Below are 18998 nucleotides of genomic sequence, written 5' to 3' on the forward strand. Positions count from 1 at the left end.
ATGCGACTTCCCACGTGGCTCTCCCAGCACCTGGCGGCGCTGCGCGCGCTGCTCGTCTTCACCGTCCTGCTCGGCCTGGCCTACCCGCTGCTGTTCGTCGGCCTCGGCAAGCTGCCCGGCCTGTCCGGCAAGGCGGCCGGCTCGATGACCCCGGTCGGCAGCACCCTGATCGGTCAGTCGTTCACCGACGCCGACGGCAACCCGGTCCCGAAGTACTTCCAGAGCCGGCCGTCCGCGGCCGGTGACGGGTACGACCCGACCTCCACCTCGGCCAGCAACCTCGGCCCGGAAAGCGTGGTCGACACCCTCTCCGACAACCCCGACGTGGCCTCGCAGAGCCTGCTCACCCAGGTCTGCTCGCGCAGCCTGGCCGTCGGCAAGCTCGAAGGCGTCGACGGCAGCCGGCCCTACTGCACCACCGACGGTGTCGGCGCGGTCCTCGCGGTCTTTTACCGCGACGGCCTGACCGGCCCGGTCACCCGGGTCGTCTCGGTCAACCAGACCGGCACCCCGTTCGTCTCCACCTACCGGGGCGTCACCGTCGAGCCGGCCAAGAACGAGACCGACTACGTCGCCGAGGGCGGCGTGATCACCCCGATCCGCGGCGACGCCCCGGCCGAGCCGGCCGTGCCCGCCGACGCCGTCACCGCCAGCGGCAGCGGCCTCGACCCGCAGATCAGCGTCGCCTACGCGAACCTGCAGGCGCCCCGGATCGCCCGCGAACGCGGCATCACCCTCGACCGGGTCCACCAGCTGATCAAGGACAACACGACCGGCCGCGCCCTCGGCTTCATGGGCGAGCCCGCCGTCAACGTGCTCGAACTCAACCTCGCGCTCGACGGCCGGTAACCAACAGACACGGCCGCCCCGGGCGCCCCCTCACGCCCGGGCCGGCCGGCCCATTCGTTCGCGGAGGACGGCATGGCACGCGGGGAACTGCGGATCTATCTGGGCGCGGCACCCGGCGTCGGCAAGACGTACGCGATGCTCGAAGAAGCCCACCGGCGCGCGGAACGCGGCACCGACGTGGTCATCGCCTACGTCGAGACGCACGGCCGCAAACACACCACCGCGATGATCGGCGACCTCGAGGTCGTGCCGCGCCGCGACCTCGTCTACCGCAACGCCTCGTTCACCGAGATGGACCTGGACGCCGTCCTGGCCCGCGAACCCGAACTGGCGGTCGTCGACGAACTGGCCCACACCAACGTCCCGGGAACCGCCAAAACCAAACGCTGGCAGGACGTACACGCCCTGCTCGACGCCGGCATCGACGTGCTGACCACGGTGAACGTGCAGCACCTGGAGTCGCTCAACGACGTGGTGGCCCGGATCACCGGCGTCGAGCAGCGCGAGACCGTGCCCGACGCCGTGGTCCGCGCGGCCGAGCAGGTCGAACTGGTCGACATGACACCCGAGGCGCTGCGGCGGCGGATGGCGCACGGCAACATCTACCAGCCGGAGAAGATCGACGCGGCGCTGGGCAACTACTTCCGTACCGGAAACCTCACCGCCCTGCGGGAACTGGCCCTGCTCTGGCTGGCCGACAAGGTCGAGGACCAGCTGGACCGCTACCGGGCCGACCACGACATCGACGCCACCTGGGAGACCCGGGAACGGGTCGTGGTCGCGCTGACCGGCGGCATCGAGGGCGAGACGCTGATCCGGCGGGCCGCGCGGATCGCCGACCGCACCAAGGGCGCCGACCTGATGGCCGTGCACGTGACCCGCAACGACGGGCTGGCCGGGGCCGACCCGGCCGCCCTGTCCCGCCAGCGGATGCTCGTCGAGAGCCTCGGCGGCACGTACCACCAGGTCGTCGGCGCGGACGTGCCGCGCGCCCTGCTCGACTTCGCCCGTGGCGTCAACGCCACCCAGATCGTGCTCGGCGCCTCCAGCCGCAGCCGATTCGCCCAGCTCTTCGCGGCCGGCGTCGGCACCACGACCACCGCACTGTCCGGATCGATCGACGTGCACCTGGTCACCCACGAACGGGCCGGGCAGGGGCGGCGCCGGGAACGGATGCCGGCCGCGCTGTCGCGCGGGCGCCGGATCGCCGGGTTCGCCACCGTGCTGCTCGGCCTGCCCGCGCTGACCGGGCTGCTGCACCTGATCCCGTCACTGTCCCTGATCAACGACATCCTGCTGTTCCTGGCCGCCGTGGTCGGCGTCTCCCTGGTCGGCGGCCTGTGGCCGGCCCTGCTGGCCGCCATCGCCGGCTCGCTGATCCTCAACTACTTCTTCATCCCGCCGATCGGCCGATTCACCATCGCCGAGGGCGACAACCTGCTGGCCCTGGCCATCTTCGTGGTTGTCGCGCTCGCCGTCAGCTGGGTCGTGGACACCGCGGCCCGCAAGACCCGGCAGGCCGCGCAGGCCGCCGCCGAGGCACAGACCCTGGCTACCGTGGCCGGCAGCGTGCTGCGCGGCGAACGCCGGCTCGCCGCACTGCTGGAACGGCTGCGCGAGACGTTCGCCCTGCGCTCGGTGACCCTGCTCGACGGCGACGACGTCGCCGCGCACGTCGGCGACAGCCCGTGCACCGTCTCCGGTGAGGCCGACGTCGTGGTGAAGGTCGACGACCGGCTGAGGATGCTGCTGTGCGGGCGGCCGGTCGAGGCCGCCGACCGGCGCATCATCGAGGCGTTCGCCGCCCAGGCGGCCACCGCCCTGCAGCAGGACCGGCTGCGCGCCGAGGCGGCCGCGGCCAAACCCCTGGCCGAGGCCGACAAGATGCGCACGGCCCTGCTGGCCGCGGTCAGCCACGATCTGCGTACGCCGCTGGCCAGCGCCAAGGCGTCGATCGCGGGACTGCGCAGCACCGAGGTGCAGTTCGACGAACAGGACCGCGCCGAACTGCTCGCGACCGCCGAGGAATCACTCGACAAGCTCGACCGACTCGTCGCCAACCTGCTCGACATGAGCCGCCTGCAGGCCGGCGCGCTCGGCGTCAGCCCGATCGACGTCGGCACCGAGGAGATCATCCCGCGGGCCCTGGACGACCTCGGGCCCGACGGGCGCCGGGTCACCGTACTGCCCTCCGACGACGTGCCGCTGATCCGCACCGACCCCGGCCTGCTCGAACGGGTCCTGGCCAACCTGGTCGCCAACGCCCTGCGCTACAGCCCGCCCGACCGGCCGCCGATGATCACCGCGAGCGCGCACGCCGACACCGTCCAGATCCGGGTCATCGACCACGGGCCGGGCATCCCCGAAGACCGCTGGGACGACGTGTTCCGGCCCTTCCAGCGGCTCGGCGACCGCGACAACCACACCGGCGTCGGCCTCGGCCTGGCCCTGTCCCGCGGGCTCACCGAGGCGATGGGCGGCACCCTCATCCCCGAAGACACCCCTGGAGGCGGCCTCACCATGATCCTGTCCCTGCCGACCGCGGCCACGGCATGACCCGCATCCTCGTCGTCGACGACGAACCCCAGATCGTGCGGGCCATCCGGATCAACCTGACCGGCCGCGGCTACCGGGTCGACACCGCCGACGACGGGACCACCGCCCTGCGCAGCGCCGCCCACCAGCGCCCCGACCTGGTCATTCTCGACCTGGGGCTGCCCGACATGGACGGCACCGAGGTCATCCGCGGGCTGCGCGGCTGGACCGGCATCCCGATCATCGTGCTGTCCGGGCGCACCGGCAGCCACGACAAGGTCGACGCTCTGGAAGCCGGCGCCGACGACTACATCACCAAACCGTTCGGCATCGACGAGCTCATCGCCCGGGTCCGCGCGGTCACCCGCCGGGTCCAGACCGATGTGGAGACCGTCGCCGAGGCCCGCATCGGGCAGCACGTCGTCAACCTCGCCGATCACTCCGTCCGCGGCGGTGACGTCCGGCTGACCCCCACCGAGTGGCAGCTGCTCGAACAACTGCTGCGCCACCCCGGGAAACTGATCATCCAGCGGGAGCTGCTGCAGAACGTGTGGGGGCCGGAGGCGGTCAACGAGTCGGCCTACCTGCGCCAGTACATGGCCCGGCTGCGCCGCAAACTCGAGACCGACCCGGCCCACCCGCGGCATCTGCTGACCGAGCCCGGCATGGGCTACCGCTTCCGCCCGTGACCACACCGGAACTGCTGAAACAAGCGACGATCGGCGTCGACACGACGGGGTACCCCCGCGAGGGTGAGTTGAGGCAGCCTTGGCCAATGGCCACACATCGACCAGACGGCAATGTCTCCGCTGTTACAGCTGTCCTCTTGTAGAGGGACGTTGTCGCCAGCGCCAGCGCCGTCGACTGAGGCAACGGTCCTGGCGCCGCTCACGCACAGTGTCATCGACCCGGCCTGGCCGTGGCCCCATGACCAGCATGACTGAGACCGAGCGGTCCGGAGGCCGCTTTCCGCGGCGGATCAGAGGTAACCCTGCCGACCGGCGGCGGTCGGGTCGGACCGTTACGGACTGTCTACGACCCAGGCAGGATGAAAAGCTTTTGCGCTTCCCACACAGGGACCGCGCGGCTCACCAGCACCAAATGAGATCGCCCGGTTCGCCTGGCGGTGAAAGACTACGACGCGTGCCTCCTCCGCGTCGCAATCACACTGTGCCGCAACTGCTGCTCAACGCCTTCGCCAACAACGGGCAGCTGATCGCCCGCAACCGAGCCGGCCGAGAACACAAGACGGGTGTCAAAGGCGCTGCGGTGATCTCACATTTCTACCGTGACGAGTCACCGGCCACCTCTGACCCTCAGGCCGTCGAAACCTACCTGGCCAATCACATCGAAAGCCCGGCGCGGCAGTTGGTTCAAGACCTCCTCAGCGGGCGTCTACCCAATGAACAGTCGGATCTGCACGTGCTCATCAGGCTAATCGCCTTCCAGATCGCCCGGAGCCCCACGTTCCGCAGCATCGACCAGCAAATCGAGAGGCATCTGTGGCCGCTCATGTATGCGACCCAGGTCGTCGACACCATCGACAAGGAGCGACCCGTTCCACTCGCAGGCGCCGAACGTGACGCTGTGTTCGAGGAGGCACGTCGGACAGCACCACCGAAACCGGCAGACCCGGACGTGACCCGTACCCGGCTGCGTCTCATGCTTCGCACCGCTGATCGGCTGGTGAGTGGCCTCAAGGGTCGCCGCCTCGTTGTGGCCTCCGGTCTTCGGCGCGTGCTGTTGATCGGCGATTCCCCGGCCGTCCTGTGGCACCCAGGCGGGCCGGGCTTGGGCTGGACGGGTGTATTGCCCGACGATGCTGATCTTCTGTTGCCGGTCGCCCCGAACCGGCTTCTCATTGCGACCAACCGCGGCCGGGACACGGCGGTCTCGCTGACTCCTGAATTGGTAAGGATTGCTAATGAAGGTCAGGTGACCTGGTGTTCGGCGGCGGTGTACCGGCATCCGGACATGAGATGGCCCGCATACCTATACCTCGGCAGGAACGCGCCAGCTCTGCCAAAGCCGCGGGTTACGCTGTCGGCCGGATCTGGCGATTCCACTTTCCCTGCGCGCTTCGAACCAGTCGCAGATCCGGACCTTGATCAGCTAATCCGGACCCTCGGGGGCACCGACGTCGTCACCTGATGCCCTGCGGATCGCCCCCCGAAGGTAGCGGGCGCGGTCGCTGGCAACTCAGCGGCTCCACCACGGCGCATGTTTAGCAGCGATCACGAGACAAAGCCGACCGCCAACGTCCCATGGCTGAGTAGCAGGTCGACGCATGGCAAGAATGTGTCACATCTCGGGTGTGGATGGGCCTGTCGACCTGGACAGCCGCGCAGCCAAGCACCGGCACAGCCCGGAGAGCCCATACTGAGCAACCCGCGGCACAGATCTCGCGAAACCGAATCGAGGAGGCGCCGTGCGGGCGGTGGCCTGACTCTAACGCCATTCAGCGTCTTGAGAGCCTGGAACTCGTGGACGACGCCACACTGCGACCCCCACCGGTCATCGATTCTCGGTCAGCCGGCGCAGTTCCCGGTCAAAACCGCGGCCCCAACCGCGTTCGGCCTCCACCAGCGCGGAAGGCGGCACCACGATCACCGGGCAGCCGACCCGGCGCGCGCAATACCCGGCCGGGCCGAACCCGATGCGGCGCCGGGCGCCGAGCACCAGCAGCTCGGCGTGCTCACCGACGAGTTCGGCCAGTACCGGTCCGGTCCGCCCCTGCGGCGTGCACGCCAGGATCGCCAGGTCGCCGGGCACCGACCCGAGCGCCTCGGCGATCGCCGTGTCGATGGTCGCCCGGGCGGCCCGGCGCAGTCCGTCGGACCACAGCGAGGTGGATCGCCGACCGTAGTCGGGGTCGATCCACGCCCGCACCGCGACAACCTCCGGCACGGCCCGGCGCCGGGCCTCGGCGACCGCGTAGCGCAGGGCGGCCAGACCGGACGGGGACGGGGAGACGCCGACGACGATGCGACCGGCAGCTACGGATTTCATCAGGGGCCATCACTTTCACCGAACGGGCACTCCGGCCAGTCCATTGCCGAGAACGTCATCGGACAAGGCGTTTTGATGCTTTCGGTACGGCCGTGACGCCGATGTTGACGCCCCCGTCATGGGCCCGCGTCAGCGAGAGGGCGGAAGCACGACACCGTCCGGGTTCGTGGCCAGTTCGAGCAGGAAACGCGAGGTCGACATCGGGTACGCGACGAAGTGGCGCAGTGTCGCGTCGATCGCCACTACCGGCCAGTCGTTGCTGCGCGGGGACGCTGCCCGGGCTGAACACCTGGGCCGGGCCGACGCGGACGGCACCGAGGTTCTCGACCTCCTGGAACAGATCCGCGGGACTGCGCGACGGGAGGGAATGCGCGTACTTGTGCTGGTCGAGCACCGCGGACTCACGCGTAGGGCCGTGGCCTGCGCGGGCCCTGAACCGCGGCCACCCGGGACAGCACGTCCTCGTTGTGCGGGTCGACCGTCATCGCGGCCCGCAGCAACTGCACCGCCTCGTCCGGCTCGGCCGAATCAGCCAGGCTCACATACGCCGTCAGCGCCTGGCGCCGGAACGTTTCGCGCAGCGGGATCAGCCACGGCCAATCACAGTCAAAGGCCAATTCCCCGGCGTACGCGTCAACGACCGCCCGCTGTGCCAGGCCCCGCTCCCCCGGCGTGATCGCCCGCTCCAACCCGGCGATCGCGTCGCTGAGCCGATGCACGTCGACCTCCACCGCCCCGGTAAGGATGTAACGGCCGTTTTCGTGGCGGAGCAGCTCTATCGCCGTACGCGAAACAAGGTCTTTGCGAAGTTCGCTGGTGGTGACGTGCAGCCGGTTGGCGATGCTGGCGGGTCGAAGGCCCGGCCAGATCGCGGCGATCAGCTCATGCCCGGTCGCGCCGGCCGGGTGCAGACCGAGGTAGGCCAGAACCTGCAGGCCGGCGCGGCGGCGCACAACCACCGGCGAGCCCTCGACGCTCAGTTCGCAGCCGCCCAGCAGCCGCAGCCGGGCGACCGCCGGGCTCACAGCGATCGGCACCGGTTCCACCGGCCGCGCGAGGGTGAGCAGCTGGAGCAGATCGGCGGCGGCGCGCGGGTTGAGCACGCACAGCCGCCGCGCCCCGGCGACCGTCCCGTCCGCGCCGACCTCCCAGGTGGTTGCCGGATGACCCAGGCCGGTCCCGGCGTGCGGTCGCAGCCTCAGCGCGGTCTCGTCCGCGCCGGCCGATTCGAGCTCGTCGACGGCTCGCAGCCCGGCCGGCAGAGGTCCGCTGCGATACGGATCCCCGAGCAGCTCACCGAGATCGGCCCAGGTCATCACCACGGACCGGCCGCCGAGCAGCAGGGTGATCAGCAGCCCGCGCAGGGCGTCACCGGCGCCGGGCCCGGTCAGCGCGAGGCCACCGGGCGGTAGCTGCTCGACCAGCGGAACCGGCGGCGCGGAAGCATCGATGACGCTGGTCAGAGCGTTGACGGTGACCGGCAACGGCCGCAGATCCTCGTTGCCGGACTCCCCCGGCCGATACGCTCGGCGGCGCCGCAACCAGAGCGCGGCGGCCGTGGTCGCGACCGCCTGACCGACCGCGGCCGGCACCCATCCGGCGCCGTCGGGCAGGGTCACGCCCCGCGCGCCGAGCACGTCCTGGGCCGGTGTCGTCGCGGCAGCCGCGGGAGTGGCCGGCGCGGTCACCGCGACCACGGCCGGGCCGCCCAGCACGATCGCGCCGGCCATCGACCCGGCGGTCACCTGCGACGGTGTCGGCATCCGCAGATGGGCCCGCACCTGGCGGATCCCGCGGCGCAGCAGCGCCACGCTGAGCACAAGCCACACCACCACGACCGGGATCGTCCCCAGCGCCACGATCGTGCCCGCGCTCATCGGCCCGCCGGTGGACAGGTCGTCCAGGCTCGGCGGGTGATCGATCAGCCACAGGGCGACCAGCACGGGTGGCCCGACGATGACGGCGATCGCGATCAGCAGGACGCCGATCCCGCGTACCGCCCGGATCACCGCAGTTGCGCCCAGAGGCGCTGCGCCCACCAGCCGGCGAAGGCCAGCGCGACCGCGACGCCGACCACGTTGGCGATGCGCCAGTCGGCCAGGAAGAAGCCGAGCGCGCCCAGCGTCACCGCCGCGACCACACGCAGCAGGGTGATCCGGAACAGCAGGATCGCGATCCCGACCCCGACCATGACGACCCCGGCGCGCGTGCCGATCGCGTGCAGCGCGCTCAACCACAGCAGATACCCGGAGCTGATGGTGTACGCGAACAGCAGGTCCCCGCCGCCGATCAGCAGCACCGGCAGCAGCGGCATGCCCTCGTTCAGCACGGCCGGGCGTTTGCGCAGCAGCACGGTGACGGTGATCGCGATCAGCGCGGACGGCAGGATCGGCAGCAACGCCCAGCGCAGCGGCAGCCCGAACGGGTAGAGGAAGTACAGGCTGGCGATCAGCGCGTACAGCGCGCAGACGGTGCCGGCCACGGCAACGGCGGTGAACATCCCGGCCGAGACCTGCCCGACGGCATCCCAGCGGCCCTGCAACCGCTGGTCACGGGCCAGCATCACGCCCGTCCACGGGCCGAACGCCAGGCACACCGCCAGCGCGAACAGACAGGCGACGGCCAGCTCGCCGTAGTTCGCCCACACCCACCAGGGCGCCTGGTGCAGCACCCGGGAACCGCTGAACTGGGCCGAGAACACGAAGTGCGCGAACAGCACCAGCGACAGCACGCCCGGGACGAGCAGGCCGAGCAGTTCCCGCGCGGACGGCGGTGACATCTGCTGCGCGACGGGCGCCGAACCCGGCTGGGCTCCGGTCGCATCGGCGGCGCCGAGCACCGCGGCGGCGCCCGGCATCGGAACCACCTGCACCGGCACGGCCAGGCGTTCCTGCAGGACCGCGTGCGCGGCCGGCATGGTGGCGGCGGCGCCGACCACGTACACCGCCGTCAGGTCGGCGGTGGTGAGCTCGGCGGCCTGCACGGCGGCCGCGCACAGGTCCGCGGCACGTCCCAGCACCGGCCGGGCGGTCGTCTCCACCTGCCCGGAGCTGATCACGACCGGCGGATCCGGTGGCGGAAGCGGCACCGTGACGGCCGGTTCGAAAGAAACAGCTTCCTTTCCCGTACGGACATTGGCCAGCACCGGCCACGGGGGCGGCTCGTTGCGCGAGCCGGTAGCGGGCACCAGCAGCGTGCCGGCCAGCAGCTGGTCGATCGCCTGCCCGCCCGCATCCGCGTCGAACAGCGTGGACAGCACCTCGAAGCCGCCCGGCCCGCGCCGCAACACCGACGCCTCGGTGGTGGCGCCCAGGTCACAGACCAGTACGAACGCGCCGACCGCCAGCTGCCCGCCGGTCAACAGCTGACGGTTGGCGGCCGCGACCGGCGCCTCGACCAGCGTCGGCAGACCCAGGCCGGCCCGGTGCGCGGCGTTGCGCAGCCACATGCGCCGCCGTGGCCCCCAGCCGGCCGGCACGGTCAGCCGCACATCGGCCGGCAGCTCGCCCAGCACCGCGCTCGCCTCGTCCGCAACCAGCCGCAGCATGGCCGCGACCAGGTCGGACACCTCGATCTCGCGGCCGTGCCGGGTGATCGTGGCGGTCCCCTCGCCCAGTGGCGCGAAGACGAACCCGTCCGGGTCGACGCTCGCCTGCCGCCAGGCCGCGTTGCCGACGGTGATCCGCCCGTTCACATCGACGTGGGCGACGTTGTGTGGTTCGAGGGTGCCGTCGATCGTCAGCGCCTGCCAGGACCCACCGGATCCGGCGATCACCGCGCGTGTACAGGCTGTCCCGTAGTCGACCGCGAGCCGCGGCGCCCCGAACTGCATAGATCCCAGTCAAACAGACGGAAGCCACGACGTCAGCCCCACAATGGACTCACCGCCCCCGGCAACACCCCGTTCGTGCACGTCAAGTGCCCTGAGAAGATCGGAGCAGCCGGCTCCGACCCGGCCGCCCTTCCCGGCACCGTTCCGCGTGTCGCCCGGATCGCGTAGATCCCGGGCGACCCGGTCCTCTCAGCCGGGCAGGTTGCTCAGTTCGCCGCCGTCGGCGTACAGGACGGCACCGTTGACGTAGCTGCTGGCGTCGCTGACCAGGAACGCGACCACGTCGGCGATCTCCTCGGGGCGGCCGGCGCGGCCACGCGCGTTGGTCTTGTCCAGGGCTGCGATGTGCTCGCCGAGCATCGCGGCCGTGCCCTCGGTGTGCACCGGGCCCGGCGAGACCGCGTTGACCCGTACGCCGGAAGGTCCGAATTCGGTGGCCCAGTAACGGGTCAGGATCTCCGCGCCGGCTTTGGACGCGCCGTAGGCGGCGCCGATCGGAGCGGGCTGGCGGGCCGCGCTCGATCCGACCAGCACGATCGCCCCTCGCCCGCGCTCGGCCATGCCGGGTGCCAGCGCTCCGACGAGCAGGAACGGCGCCCGGGTGTTGACCGCGACGTGCCGATCGAAGCTCGCGGCATCGGTCGCCGCGGTCGGGGCGAACTCGTACAGGCCGGCGCTGCTGACCAGGATGTCCACGTCGCCCGCGGCGGCGGCCAGGCGCAGTGTGTCGTCGGCGTCGGCGAGGTCGGCCGCAACGAACCGGGCCGTGCCGCCGTCGGCCACGATCTGCTTGACCAGGGCCTCACCGCGGGCGTGATCGCGCCCGTGCAGCACGATCTCGGCTCCCTGGCGGGCCAGGTTCTGCGCGATGGCCTTGCCGATCCCGGATGTCGCCCCGGTCACCAGTGCCGTCTTTCCGTGCAAAGCGGTGCTCATTGCGGTCTCCCCTGCTGTCGTCATCACGCGATGCGGCTTCCCCAGAAACTATGCACCACAGATGTTCTGCCGACAAGAACATCTGTCGGCAAGCGCATAGTGCTACGATGATCGGGTGAGTGCATCCGCTTCCGGGGGCAAATCCCGCGGCGTGGCCGACGACCTGGCCCTGGAGACCGACCTGGGTTGGGCGATCCGCCTGGTCTCGGCCGCGTTCAGTCGCGTCGCCACCGAATCCGTCGCCGGCCTGCCCGGCGGGCCGCGCGGTTACCTGGTCCTGATGGCCCTCGCCGGCGGGGAGCCGCCCACACAACTGGTTCTGGCCAAAGAGGTCAGCCTCGACCGCACCGTGATGACCTACCTGCTCGACGACCTCGAAGCGCACCAGTTGGTGACCCGGCGGCCCGACCCCCGGGACCGGCGCGCCCGCCAGGTCCTCATCACCGACACCGGGCGTGCCCGTCTGCAGCAGGTGCGACTCGGTCTCGCCGCCGCCGAGGCCCGTCTGCTCGCCGACCTCGACGAGCAGGATGCGGAGCAGTTGCGCACCCTGCTCTCGCGCGTCGCGCAGACCGCTCAGCGGGAGTCACTCGCTCCCGACGAAGCCGACTGCTGACCCGCACCCGCACCCTCGGACAACGAGCTTGCCGCTGTCGATGAGTTGGCCGGTGGCCGGGTCGTCCGGCGTTCAGAGCCGCTCCCGAAGGATCACAACCCACATCTGGTCGAGGCCGCGTTGCGCGCCGACCCCGACCACCGATACGGGTGATGACGGGTAGGGCCCGTGCTGGATACGATCCTCGACCGAGAGGGATCCATGAAGGACGGGTGGCTGTGGCCCAAACTCTGGAACTGATCGTCGTCTGGCCGGACAGCCGCACGGTGCGGGTGCACTGCCGGAGTTGGTCGATCCTCAACAATCGTGGCGACGAACCCGACCCGAAAACGGTGATCCTGGACGCGGCGGACGTCCTCTCGCTAGACGCCCTGCACACGTTTCTACGCCGCGCCACCCGGTTCGCCCCGGCCGGCGCCGTGGTCGAGATCGCCGGGTACGACTCGGTCGTCATCACCATGCTCGAAGTGCTCGACATTGTCGGCCCACCGCCACCGCTGATCCGCGTCCGGCTGGATTCGGCGTGACCACACCGGCCCCGCCCACGCCACCGGCGGGCGTTGGTGATCTGGCGGTCTCTGCGGCCGAAGGGACCCGCAGCACCGCCCGGTGGCTCGCCTCCGCTCTTGGCGCGATACCCAGCCTCGCCCTGCTGACCGCACTGGTCCGGGCGCCCGGCGAGGCGGGGTACGACACGCTGCCACTGATCCTCGGCGTCGCGGCGGCGGCCACCGGCGCTCTGGTTGGCGTGCTCGGTTTCGCCCGCGTGCTGGTCCCGCTCTCCCTGGAGAACAAGGACCTGGCCGGCATGGATATCTCGCGGGTGCCCGGCCAGCCGTACCAGAGTGCCGACGACCTGCTCGCCGATCTGGGCCGAAGACAGGCCGCCATGACCACGAAGGAGGGGGAGATCCTCCTCATCGAGGCGAAGGCGCAACTGGCCGAGGGGCTGCGAGTCGCGGCCGAATCGGAACTCACCGTCGCCGAGCAGCGCAGCGAGGCCAAGCCACGCGACAAGTTGCTGACCGAGGCTGTTCGCACCGCCCGGATCACCGCGGCCGAACGGCGCACCGCCGCGGCAACCGCCGCTGCCGACCTCGCGTCGAAGCAGTACAGCCTGGCATTCTCGACCGAACAGGTACGGCGGGCCGAGGCGATCCGGCGGGACATCTTCCTGTTGAGGGCGGCCGACGAGGTCCGCGAACGCTTCCTGCTGGCACGGGTGCTGGCCGCCGGGTCCGTGGTGCTGGTCGCCGGCGGCGTGCTGCTGCTGGCCGTCGCACCGCAGCCGAAGCCCAAGGACACCCCGCCGGTGCTGCTCACCCTGACCTTGAACGCCGCTGGACAGCAGGCGCTCGGATGTGGTCTGGCGGCGGTCAACGCGATCCGGATCGGCGGCACGGACAGCGCCCCGATGGTCCAGACGGTGCCGGTGCCGGGCTGCCCGTCGAAGACGCTGATCTTCCCGGTGGGGACACCGGCCCCGCTGGGCAGCGCATCACCGATACCGACCCCTAAGGCGTCGTAGGCGATGAACCTGTTGGATCCCCGCGTCTATCAGCGGGTACTCCGCTTTCCGGCATCGGTGATCGGGATGCTCCCGGTATTGCTTGCGATCGTCGCCACCGCTGCCCTGCTGTGGGGCGCCGATGTCGCAGTGTGGGGAACGAAACCGACATCGGGTGCTCGGGAGGCCGTTGCTTGGGCCGGAGCCGGGGTCCTGGCGATGATCATCATGATTCCGTTGTCTGATGCATTGACTCGCCTCCTGCGCGCCGGCGACACCAAGGACCTTCCCAACCTGCTGAAGCCCACAGTGACCGCTGCAAGGGCCAGGCAGAAGCGGGCTCGGGACGCGGCGGTCGATCGGGCCGGGAGGGACAAGAATTGGGACCGCGCGAATCTCTTCGAACCCCTGGCAGCGGGAATCACCAGCGTCATCGCCCGCCGATCAGGAATGTCGCCCGAGGCTGCGAGTTTCACACCCGATTTCGTGCGGGGCCGAGTGGCAACGCTGCTCAAGGACGGGCACAAGAAGGACCATACACTCAGGGACGTCGTCGCCGGCACCGCTGACGAGCTATGGAAGGAATGGAACAACCAAGCCGGCTCGGCTGCACAGATTGACGACCTCGAGGCAGAGCATTCGAGATTGCTCATGTCGTTGTGCGCGCCGTCGTTAGCGCTGCGCTATCCGTGGTCTCGTAGCATCCAGGCCACCAGGTTGGGGAATGCGGAATCGGCGGTCTCCGACAGGCTGAGCACCCGGTACGGTCTCGATGTCGGCACCACTGTTCCCAGGCTCGTCATGCTTCTGCCCGAGGACGAGCGGCGGCTTCTTTCAACGGCCGCGCAACGCGTCCAGGTTTCCGTTCGGCTTGCGGTGGGATGGGTTCTCGGAGCGGCCTGGATTCTGACAGCTTTCGCCCTCGTCGTGGAATCGATGGACACTCCAAATCCCTCGACAGCAACGAATATTGCACGTGTAATAGCGGCGCTTACGGCATTTGTGCCAGCAATTCTATTATTTATGCTTCCCGAAAGGTCCCAGTTCAACATATTTCGAGTAGTGATTATGATTTACGCGCCAATTCTTTTGGTCGTGCTCACCATCAACGCGTGGCCGGCCGTGGTCCTGGCGCCCCCTGCGGCTTTCGCTTGCTTGTTCTTGGCCGCGGGCGCCTACCGGGCTTCGATCGAGCACACGATTCGCTGGGGGCAGACCATCGAGTCCGCGATCGACCTGCACCGGCTGGAACTGATCGACGCCCTCGGCTGGCGGCGCCCTCGGGACGCCGATGAGGAACGAGCCATCTTCGCGGCCATGTCCACCAGCTACACCATCGGTGCCCCCGCGGCCGGTTATCGGGTCTGGGACGATGCCATCCCGGCACCGTCCGCTTCCGGCAGCGCGCTGATCGACTCGATCGCCCGGCTTCCCGACCAGCTCACCGATTCGGTCCGGGCCGGTGTCCGCCTCGGTCTGCGCGAAGATCTCGCTCCGGTCGTCGAACGAACGCTGCACAACTCCCTGCGCGGCCCGATCCTCGACAACTACGACGGCCACCTCTCGATCGCCCTGCTCACCAACGGCCAGACCGTGCCCATCAACGACGACGGCGTGACCCGGGTCCGCTGGGGCGACCGGTACGACCTCTCAGTCGTCATCGGCCCGAACCCCTTGAACGACGGCCTCAACGCGCCGCTGCAACTACGCGGCGGCAAGGACGCCCCGCTGGTCACCTTCGAGGTGACGATCGAGAGCAACATCCCCACGCTGCGCCAGACCGCCCGCACGATCGACGTCCGTCCGGGTCAGCCCGCCGATCTTTCGTACACCGTGAGCCCCGCCGACCCCGGCTCGGAGACGCCCTGGATGTGGATCCAGGTGGCGCAGGCCGGCCACACCATGCAGTCCCTGGAGTTGACCTTGAAAGGCCCGGGATCCGGCCGGTGACATCGCACAGCCCACTGGCCGTTTTCGATCTCGACGATCCGTCCGGCCACGTCGTGCTGCGGATGGAGGGCTTTCCCGATCTCCGGTTGGGACGCCGGGCCGCACTGTTTTCCGCCCGGGTCAACGTCGACACCATCCTCGAACACTTCCGCGGACTGGTCGAACGGGAGCGCCCCGGCCTCGAGACGCTGAAGCGAGCGCTGCACTATCTCGACGGCGAGCTCGCCCAGTTCGCCTTCGACCTGGTGGGCCGCAATGCCGACCGGCTCGACGAGGTCCGGATGCGACTGATTCGGCGCTGGCCGGACTGGCGGCACTCGGACGCCGTCCCGATCGTCGAGGTCCGCGGCCACGACGACTACTTCCCGTTCGAAGTGTTGCCCCTGCTGGACAGCAAGCCGTTCGCCGAATTCGTCAATCTGGACGAGGTGGCCACCGGGTTGCGCCGCTTCCTCGGGTTCAGCATGGCCGTACGCCGTGTGGGGCCGTTCCCGGTCCGCAACGATCCGCTGGTCGCCGCACCGCGCCTCCCGGTCCAGTTGATCACCTACGACATGGCCGGGGCGAAAACCGAAGCGGCGACCTTCGGGCTGCGACCGGACCTGATGTCGGTGGACGGGCCCTGGCCGGCCGCCGGCCTCGACCAGGATGAGGTGGAGCAGCGGCTTCTCGACGTGCTCTTCGATCCGGCTGTCGCCCTCGACGGCGGGCGCAACACCGACGGTGCGGCACAGATTCAGCACTTCGCCTGCCACTGCCTGACCGAGAACCGCACCGACATCGGGTACACCTTGCTGGTCGGCGGTCCCGGGGAACAGAAGCGCACACTGACCATGCTCGCCATCCTCAATGGTTACCGGCAGCGTACCCAGGACCGTGGCGTCTCCGCCGCATCACGTTCGCTGGTCGTCGTGAACGCCTGCGGGTCGGCCAAGGTGGACCAGCACACCCGCCGTTCGTTCCCGGAGTGGTTCCTCAACAACCGGCACCGCGGTTTTGTCGGCACCGAGGTCGATGTCCCGGACAGTGTGGCTGCCGTGTTCGCCGAGGAGTTCTACGCCGCCCTGCTGCAGAGGATTCCGCTCGGCGAGGCCGTGGTGCAAGCCCGCCGGCGGCTGTTCCTCCGATGGCAAAACCCGCTGGGCCTGCTGTACGCCTGCTACGGCGACCCGAACCTGATCGTCGAGAGCAACTGATCATGATGGCGCCGCTCTCGTACGGTCGGGCCCGCAAGGTTCTCTCGTCTCGGCCGGCCGACCGGTTTCGTTCGTCGATTCGCAGTGCCCGTTCCAAACTCAGGCGTAGCCCGGCCGGGTGGGAGTGGGGCCAGGTACCGGACAACCCTGATGACCGGATCACCCTGGCCCACGCCATTCTGGTGGGTACCGCCGGCTTCGCCGCATTCCGGGACACCGTCGGCCGGCCGGTTTACGACGCGGCTGGTATCAGCCTGTGGGAGCAGGTCATGCTCATGGGCGAGTGGAGCCCTGATCTGGCACTGGATTGCACGGACCGCCTACTGCAGATGGACATACCGTGCCCCGGGCAACAACTTTCCTTCCGAGGCAACCTCGATGTTCTGCGCGGCTATTTCGGCGACCTGGCGCATCGCTGCCTCGGTTTCGTCGCGGGGACCTCGATCTCCGGTCGGGCTCGGGACAGCCTTCCCACCACGCTTCCGCAGATGCCTGACCTGGCCCTGACGCAGTACCAGACACTCGTCCGTCGGTTGACCGCGGACATTCCGGAGTTCAACAGCTGGCTCATTCTGAACGACATGCTGACCCGTGACCTGTTTCCGCCGGCAGCCGCGATCGGCCGGACGCCCCCGCCGCCTGCGGTCATACCGCCGCCACGGCCGGCCGACATCCACCTGGTCTTCGCCGAGGACGAGCGAGCCTACGCCGAGGCCGTCGCCACCGCTCTTGACGACGCCGGGCTCCGGACCCGACTCTTTCTCCCACCCGGGCCGTTCCTGCAGGGAAAACGGCTCCTCGACCGGCTCCGCACCATTTACGGCGGTTCCGGACGAGTCAGCATTCTCTTCCTCTCCCCCGAATATGGTCGGGAAATCTGGCAGGGCCACGCCTACAAACAGGCCCACGGGCAGTCCCTGACCGAATATGACGACCACGTGCTGCTCATACGGTTCGACTCGACGACGAGGGTTCCGGTGGAAGGCGCCCCCAACTGGTTCGCCGACGCTCGTCTGATCGATCCTGTTCGGCTGGTCGCTCGTATCCGATCCGAGGTGATCTGACCGGAATCCGTTTCCGGCGGATGCCGGCTCACCGGGCAGCCTCGGCGGCCTGGACCTGGTGCAGGGCCTGTTCGAGCAGTGCCAGCAGCGCGTCGCGGACCGAGGTGCGCACCCGGGCGTCGAAGACCACCACCGGCACCCGGTCGTTGACGGCGAGGGCCCAGCGGACCTCGGCGAGGTCGTGGACGGTGTATCCGTCGAATGCGTTGACCGCGACGACGAAGGGCAGGCCGGCCTGTTCGAAGTAGTCGATCGGCTGGAAGCAGTCGTCGAGCCGGGAGCTGTCGACGACGACGAGGGCGCCGAGCGCGCCGTGCACCATCATGTCCCACATGAAGCCGAACCGGTCCTGGCCGGGGGTGCCGAACAGGTAGAGCTTGAGGCTGTGGTCGATGGTCACGCAGCCGAAGTCCATCGCCACCGTCGTGGTGCTCTTGCTGCCGCCGGCCCGGGGGTGGTCGACGCCGACGGAGACCGAGGTCATCTCGGCCTCGGTGGTCAGCGGGGCGATCTCGGAGATCGACCGTACGGTGGTGGTCTTGCCGACGCCGAAGCCCCCGGCAACGATGATCTTGACGGGAATCGGGGGCCGGGTCGGGTCAGGAGATGGCGCGAAGTCCATGCATCACTCGCAGGATGGTGTCGGAGGTCAGCGGGTTGAGGGTGTCGGCGATGTGCACGTCGAGGTAGCCGACCGCGCGCAGGTCGGCCACCAGGATCTTGGTGACGCCCAGGTGCAGGCCGAGCCGGGCGGAGATCTCGGCGACCGACATCGGCATGCGTGACAGCGCGACGATGGCCTGCATCTCGGGGCCGAGCGCGGTCAGCGGCGGCCGGCCGGTCCACGGTTCCTGGATCCGGAAGGTCACCTGTGTCTCGACGTCGATCTCCGGGTCGGCCGCGTTGACCCGTCCGGCGGTCAGCACGAACGGGCGCAGCGAGGCGGACCGGCCGGGGTCCGGGGGCCGCGGCGGCTGGGGTGCCGGCGGCGGGCCGCCGGACGGATTCCTCAGATAGGGAGGGATCCGCCCGATCGGCTCGGGGGGCTTCTGGTCGCTCAACTCTGGACGGCGATCTTGAGTTCGGCGATCAGGCCCGGGGTCAGGGCCTCCTGCGCGCGGGTGCCGAACAGCGTCATCTCGTAGGCCACGGTGGCGAGGTTGGCCGACCGGCTGGCGACCACGCCCAGCGACGAGCCGCGGCTGATCGAGGTGACCACCAGATAGCCGTCGGACACGTCGACCACGACCCGGTTCAGGGCGCCGAGCCGGTACCACTCGCTGGCGCCGGCGGACAGGCTGGTCATGCCCGACACCACCGCGGCCAGCCGCTCCGGGTCGGCCTCCTCCAGCTTGGACGAGCGGGCCATCAGCAGGCCGTCCGAGGAGACCACGACGGCTTCCTGCACGCCGGCGGTCCGGGTCACGAACGAGCCGAGAAGCCAGTTGAACGTCTTCACCTCGGCGCTGAGATCACTGCCGTGGTGAGTAGTGATGCTGTCCAT

Annotated in this window: 17 protein-coding genes; 10 read left to right on the top strand and 7 right to left on the bottom strand. The window is 69.6% G+C overall.

Annotation, left to right across the window (positions count from 1 at the left end):
* From ACSHV8_RS24540 to ACSHV8_RS24555, 4 genes are all read left to right on the top strand, one after another.
* On the top strand, nucleotides 1-849 hold the full coding sequence (locus ACSHV8_RS24540; protein WP_436536108.1) for a potassium-transporting ATPase subunit C: 849 nt from the start codon (nucleotides 1-3) through the stop codon (nucleotides 847-849).
* 72 nt (nucleotides 850-921) lie between these two features.
* Nucleotides 922-3405, top strand: coding sequence for a DUF4118 domain-containing protein (locus tag ACSHV8_RS24545; protein WP_436536109.1), 2484 nt, complete (start codon nucleotides 922-924; stop codon nucleotides 3403-3405).
* Nucleotides 3402-4073 (top strand): response regulator, encoded by a 672-nt coding sequence (locus tag ACSHV8_RS24550; protein ID WP_436536110.1) that lies wholly within the window; start codon nucleotides 3402-3404, stop codon nucleotides 4071-4073. Before ACSHV8_RS24545 ends, ACSHV8_RS24550 begins: the two co-directional genes overlap by 4 nt.
* 481 nt (nucleotides 4074-4554) lie before the next feature.
* Nucleotides 4555-5535, top strand: a complete 981-nt coding sequence (locus tag ACSHV8_RS24555; protein ID WP_436536111.1) for a DUF4238 domain-containing protein — start codon at nucleotides 4555-4557, stop codon at nucleotides 5533-5535.
* A 363-nt stretch (nucleotides 5536-5898) separates the two neighbouring features.
* Here ACSHV8_RS24555 and ACSHV8_RS24560 read toward each other — a convergent pair whose 3' ends face one another.
* The 4 genes from ACSHV8_RS24560 to ACSHV8_RS24575 form a co-directional block, all read right to left on the bottom strand.
* A complete protein-coding gene (locus tag ACSHV8_RS24560; protein ID WP_436536112.1) occupies nucleotides 5899-6393 on the bottom strand; it encodes a universal stress protein in 495 nt (164 codons plus the stop codon).
* A gap of 401 nt (nucleotides 6394-6794) precedes the next feature.
* Complete coding sequence (locus ACSHV8_RS24565; protein WP_436536113.1) at nucleotides 6795-8402, bottom strand: AfsR/SARP family transcriptional regulator; 1608 nt, start codon at nucleotides 8400-8402, stop codon at nucleotides 6795-6797.
* Entirely contained in the window at nucleotides 8399-10225 is a 1827-nt protein-coding gene (locus ACSHV8_RS24570; protein WP_436536114.1) for an Hsp70 family protein, read from the bottom strand. Before ACSHV8_RS24570 ends, ACSHV8_RS24565 begins: the two co-directional genes overlap by 4 nt.
* Before the next feature lie 189 nt (nucleotides 10226-10414).
* Nucleotides 10415-11161, bottom strand: a complete 747-nt coding sequence (locus ACSHV8_RS24575; protein ID WP_436536115.1) for an SDR family NAD(P)-dependent oxidoreductase — start codon at nucleotides 11159-11161, stop codon at nucleotides 10415-10417.
* Between the two features lie 115 nt (nucleotides 11162-11276).
* On the opposite strand from ACSHV8_RS24575, the gene ACSHV8_RS24580 reads away from it, so the two are divergent.
* The 6 genes from ACSHV8_RS24580 (at nucleotide 11277) to ACSHV8_RS24605 (ending at nucleotide 17494) form a co-directional block, all read left to right on the top strand.
* Nucleotides 11277-11777: a MarR family winged helix-turn-helix transcriptional regulator gene (locus ACSHV8_RS24580; RefSeq protein ID WP_436536117.1), complete on the top strand. Its 501-nt coding sequence runs from the start codon at nucleotides 11277-11279 to the stop codon at nucleotides 11775-11777.
* A 218-nt stretch (nucleotides 11778-11995) separates the two neighbouring features.
* Nucleotides 11996-12304: a hypothetical protein gene (locus ACSHV8_RS24585; protein ID WP_436536118.1), complete on the top strand. Its 309-nt coding sequence runs from the start codon at nucleotides 11996-11998 to the stop codon at nucleotides 12302-12304.
* Nucleotides 12301-13305, top strand: a complete 1005-nt coding sequence (locus ACSHV8_RS24590) for a hypothetical protein (RefSeq protein ID WP_436536119.1) — start codon at nucleotides 12301-12303, stop codon at nucleotides 13303-13305. The genes ACSHV8_RS24585 and ACSHV8_RS24590 overlap by 4 nt, the downstream gene beginning before the upstream one ends.
* A 3-nt stretch (nucleotides 13306-13308) precedes the next feature.
* Nucleotides 13309-15234: a hypothetical protein gene (locus ACSHV8_RS24595; protein WP_436536120.1), complete on the top strand. Its 1926-nt coding sequence runs from the start codon at nucleotides 13309-13311 to the stop codon at nucleotides 15232-15234.
* On the top strand, nucleotides 15231-16430 hold the full coding sequence (locus ACSHV8_RS24600) for a CHAT domain-containing protein (RefSeq protein ID WP_436536121.1): 1200 nt from the start codon (nucleotides 15231-15233) through the stop codon (nucleotides 16428-16430). Before ACSHV8_RS24595 ends, ACSHV8_RS24600 begins: the two co-directional genes overlap by 4 nt.
* Nucleotides 16431-16432: 2 nt before the next feature.
* Complete coding sequence (locus ACSHV8_RS24605; RefSeq protein WP_436536122.1) at nucleotides 16433-17494, top strand: NACHT N-terminal helical domain 7-containing protein; 1062 nt, start codon at nucleotides 16433-16435, stop codon at nucleotides 17492-17494.
* 28 nt (nucleotides 17495-17522) lie between these two features.
* Here the strand turns inward: ACSHV8_RS24605 and ACSHV8_RS24610 are convergent, their stop codons facing one another.
* Genes ACSHV8_RS24610 through ACSHV8_RS24620 form a run of 3 tightly spaced genes read right to left on the bottom strand, consistent with a single transcriptional unit; the run spans nucleotide 17523 to nucleotide 18998 of the window.
* The gene (locus ACSHV8_RS24610) at nucleotides 17523-18116 is read right to left on the bottom strand and encodes a GTP-binding protein (RefSeq protein ID WP_436536123.1); all 594 of its coding nucleotides are present in this window, start codon (nucleotides 18114-18116) and stop codon (nucleotides 17523-17525) included.
* Nucleotides 18094-18555, bottom strand: a complete 462-nt coding sequence (locus ACSHV8_RS24615) for a DUF742 domain-containing protein (protein ID WP_436536124.1) — start codon at nucleotides 18553-18555, stop codon at nucleotides 18094-18096. Before ACSHV8_RS24615 ends, ACSHV8_RS24610 begins: the two co-directional genes overlap by 23 nt.
* Entirely contained in the window at nucleotides 18552-18998 is a 447-nt protein-coding gene (locus ACSHV8_RS24620; protein ID WP_436536125.1) for a roadblock/LC7 domain-containing protein, read from the bottom strand. Before ACSHV8_RS24620 ends, ACSHV8_RS24615 begins: the two co-directional genes overlap by 4 nt.

It is taken from the genome of Actinoplanes sp. HUAS TT8, from assembly GCF_051380535.1.
GTDB lineage: Bacteria > Actinomycetota > Actinomycetes > Mycobacteriales > Micromonosporaceae > Actinoplanes.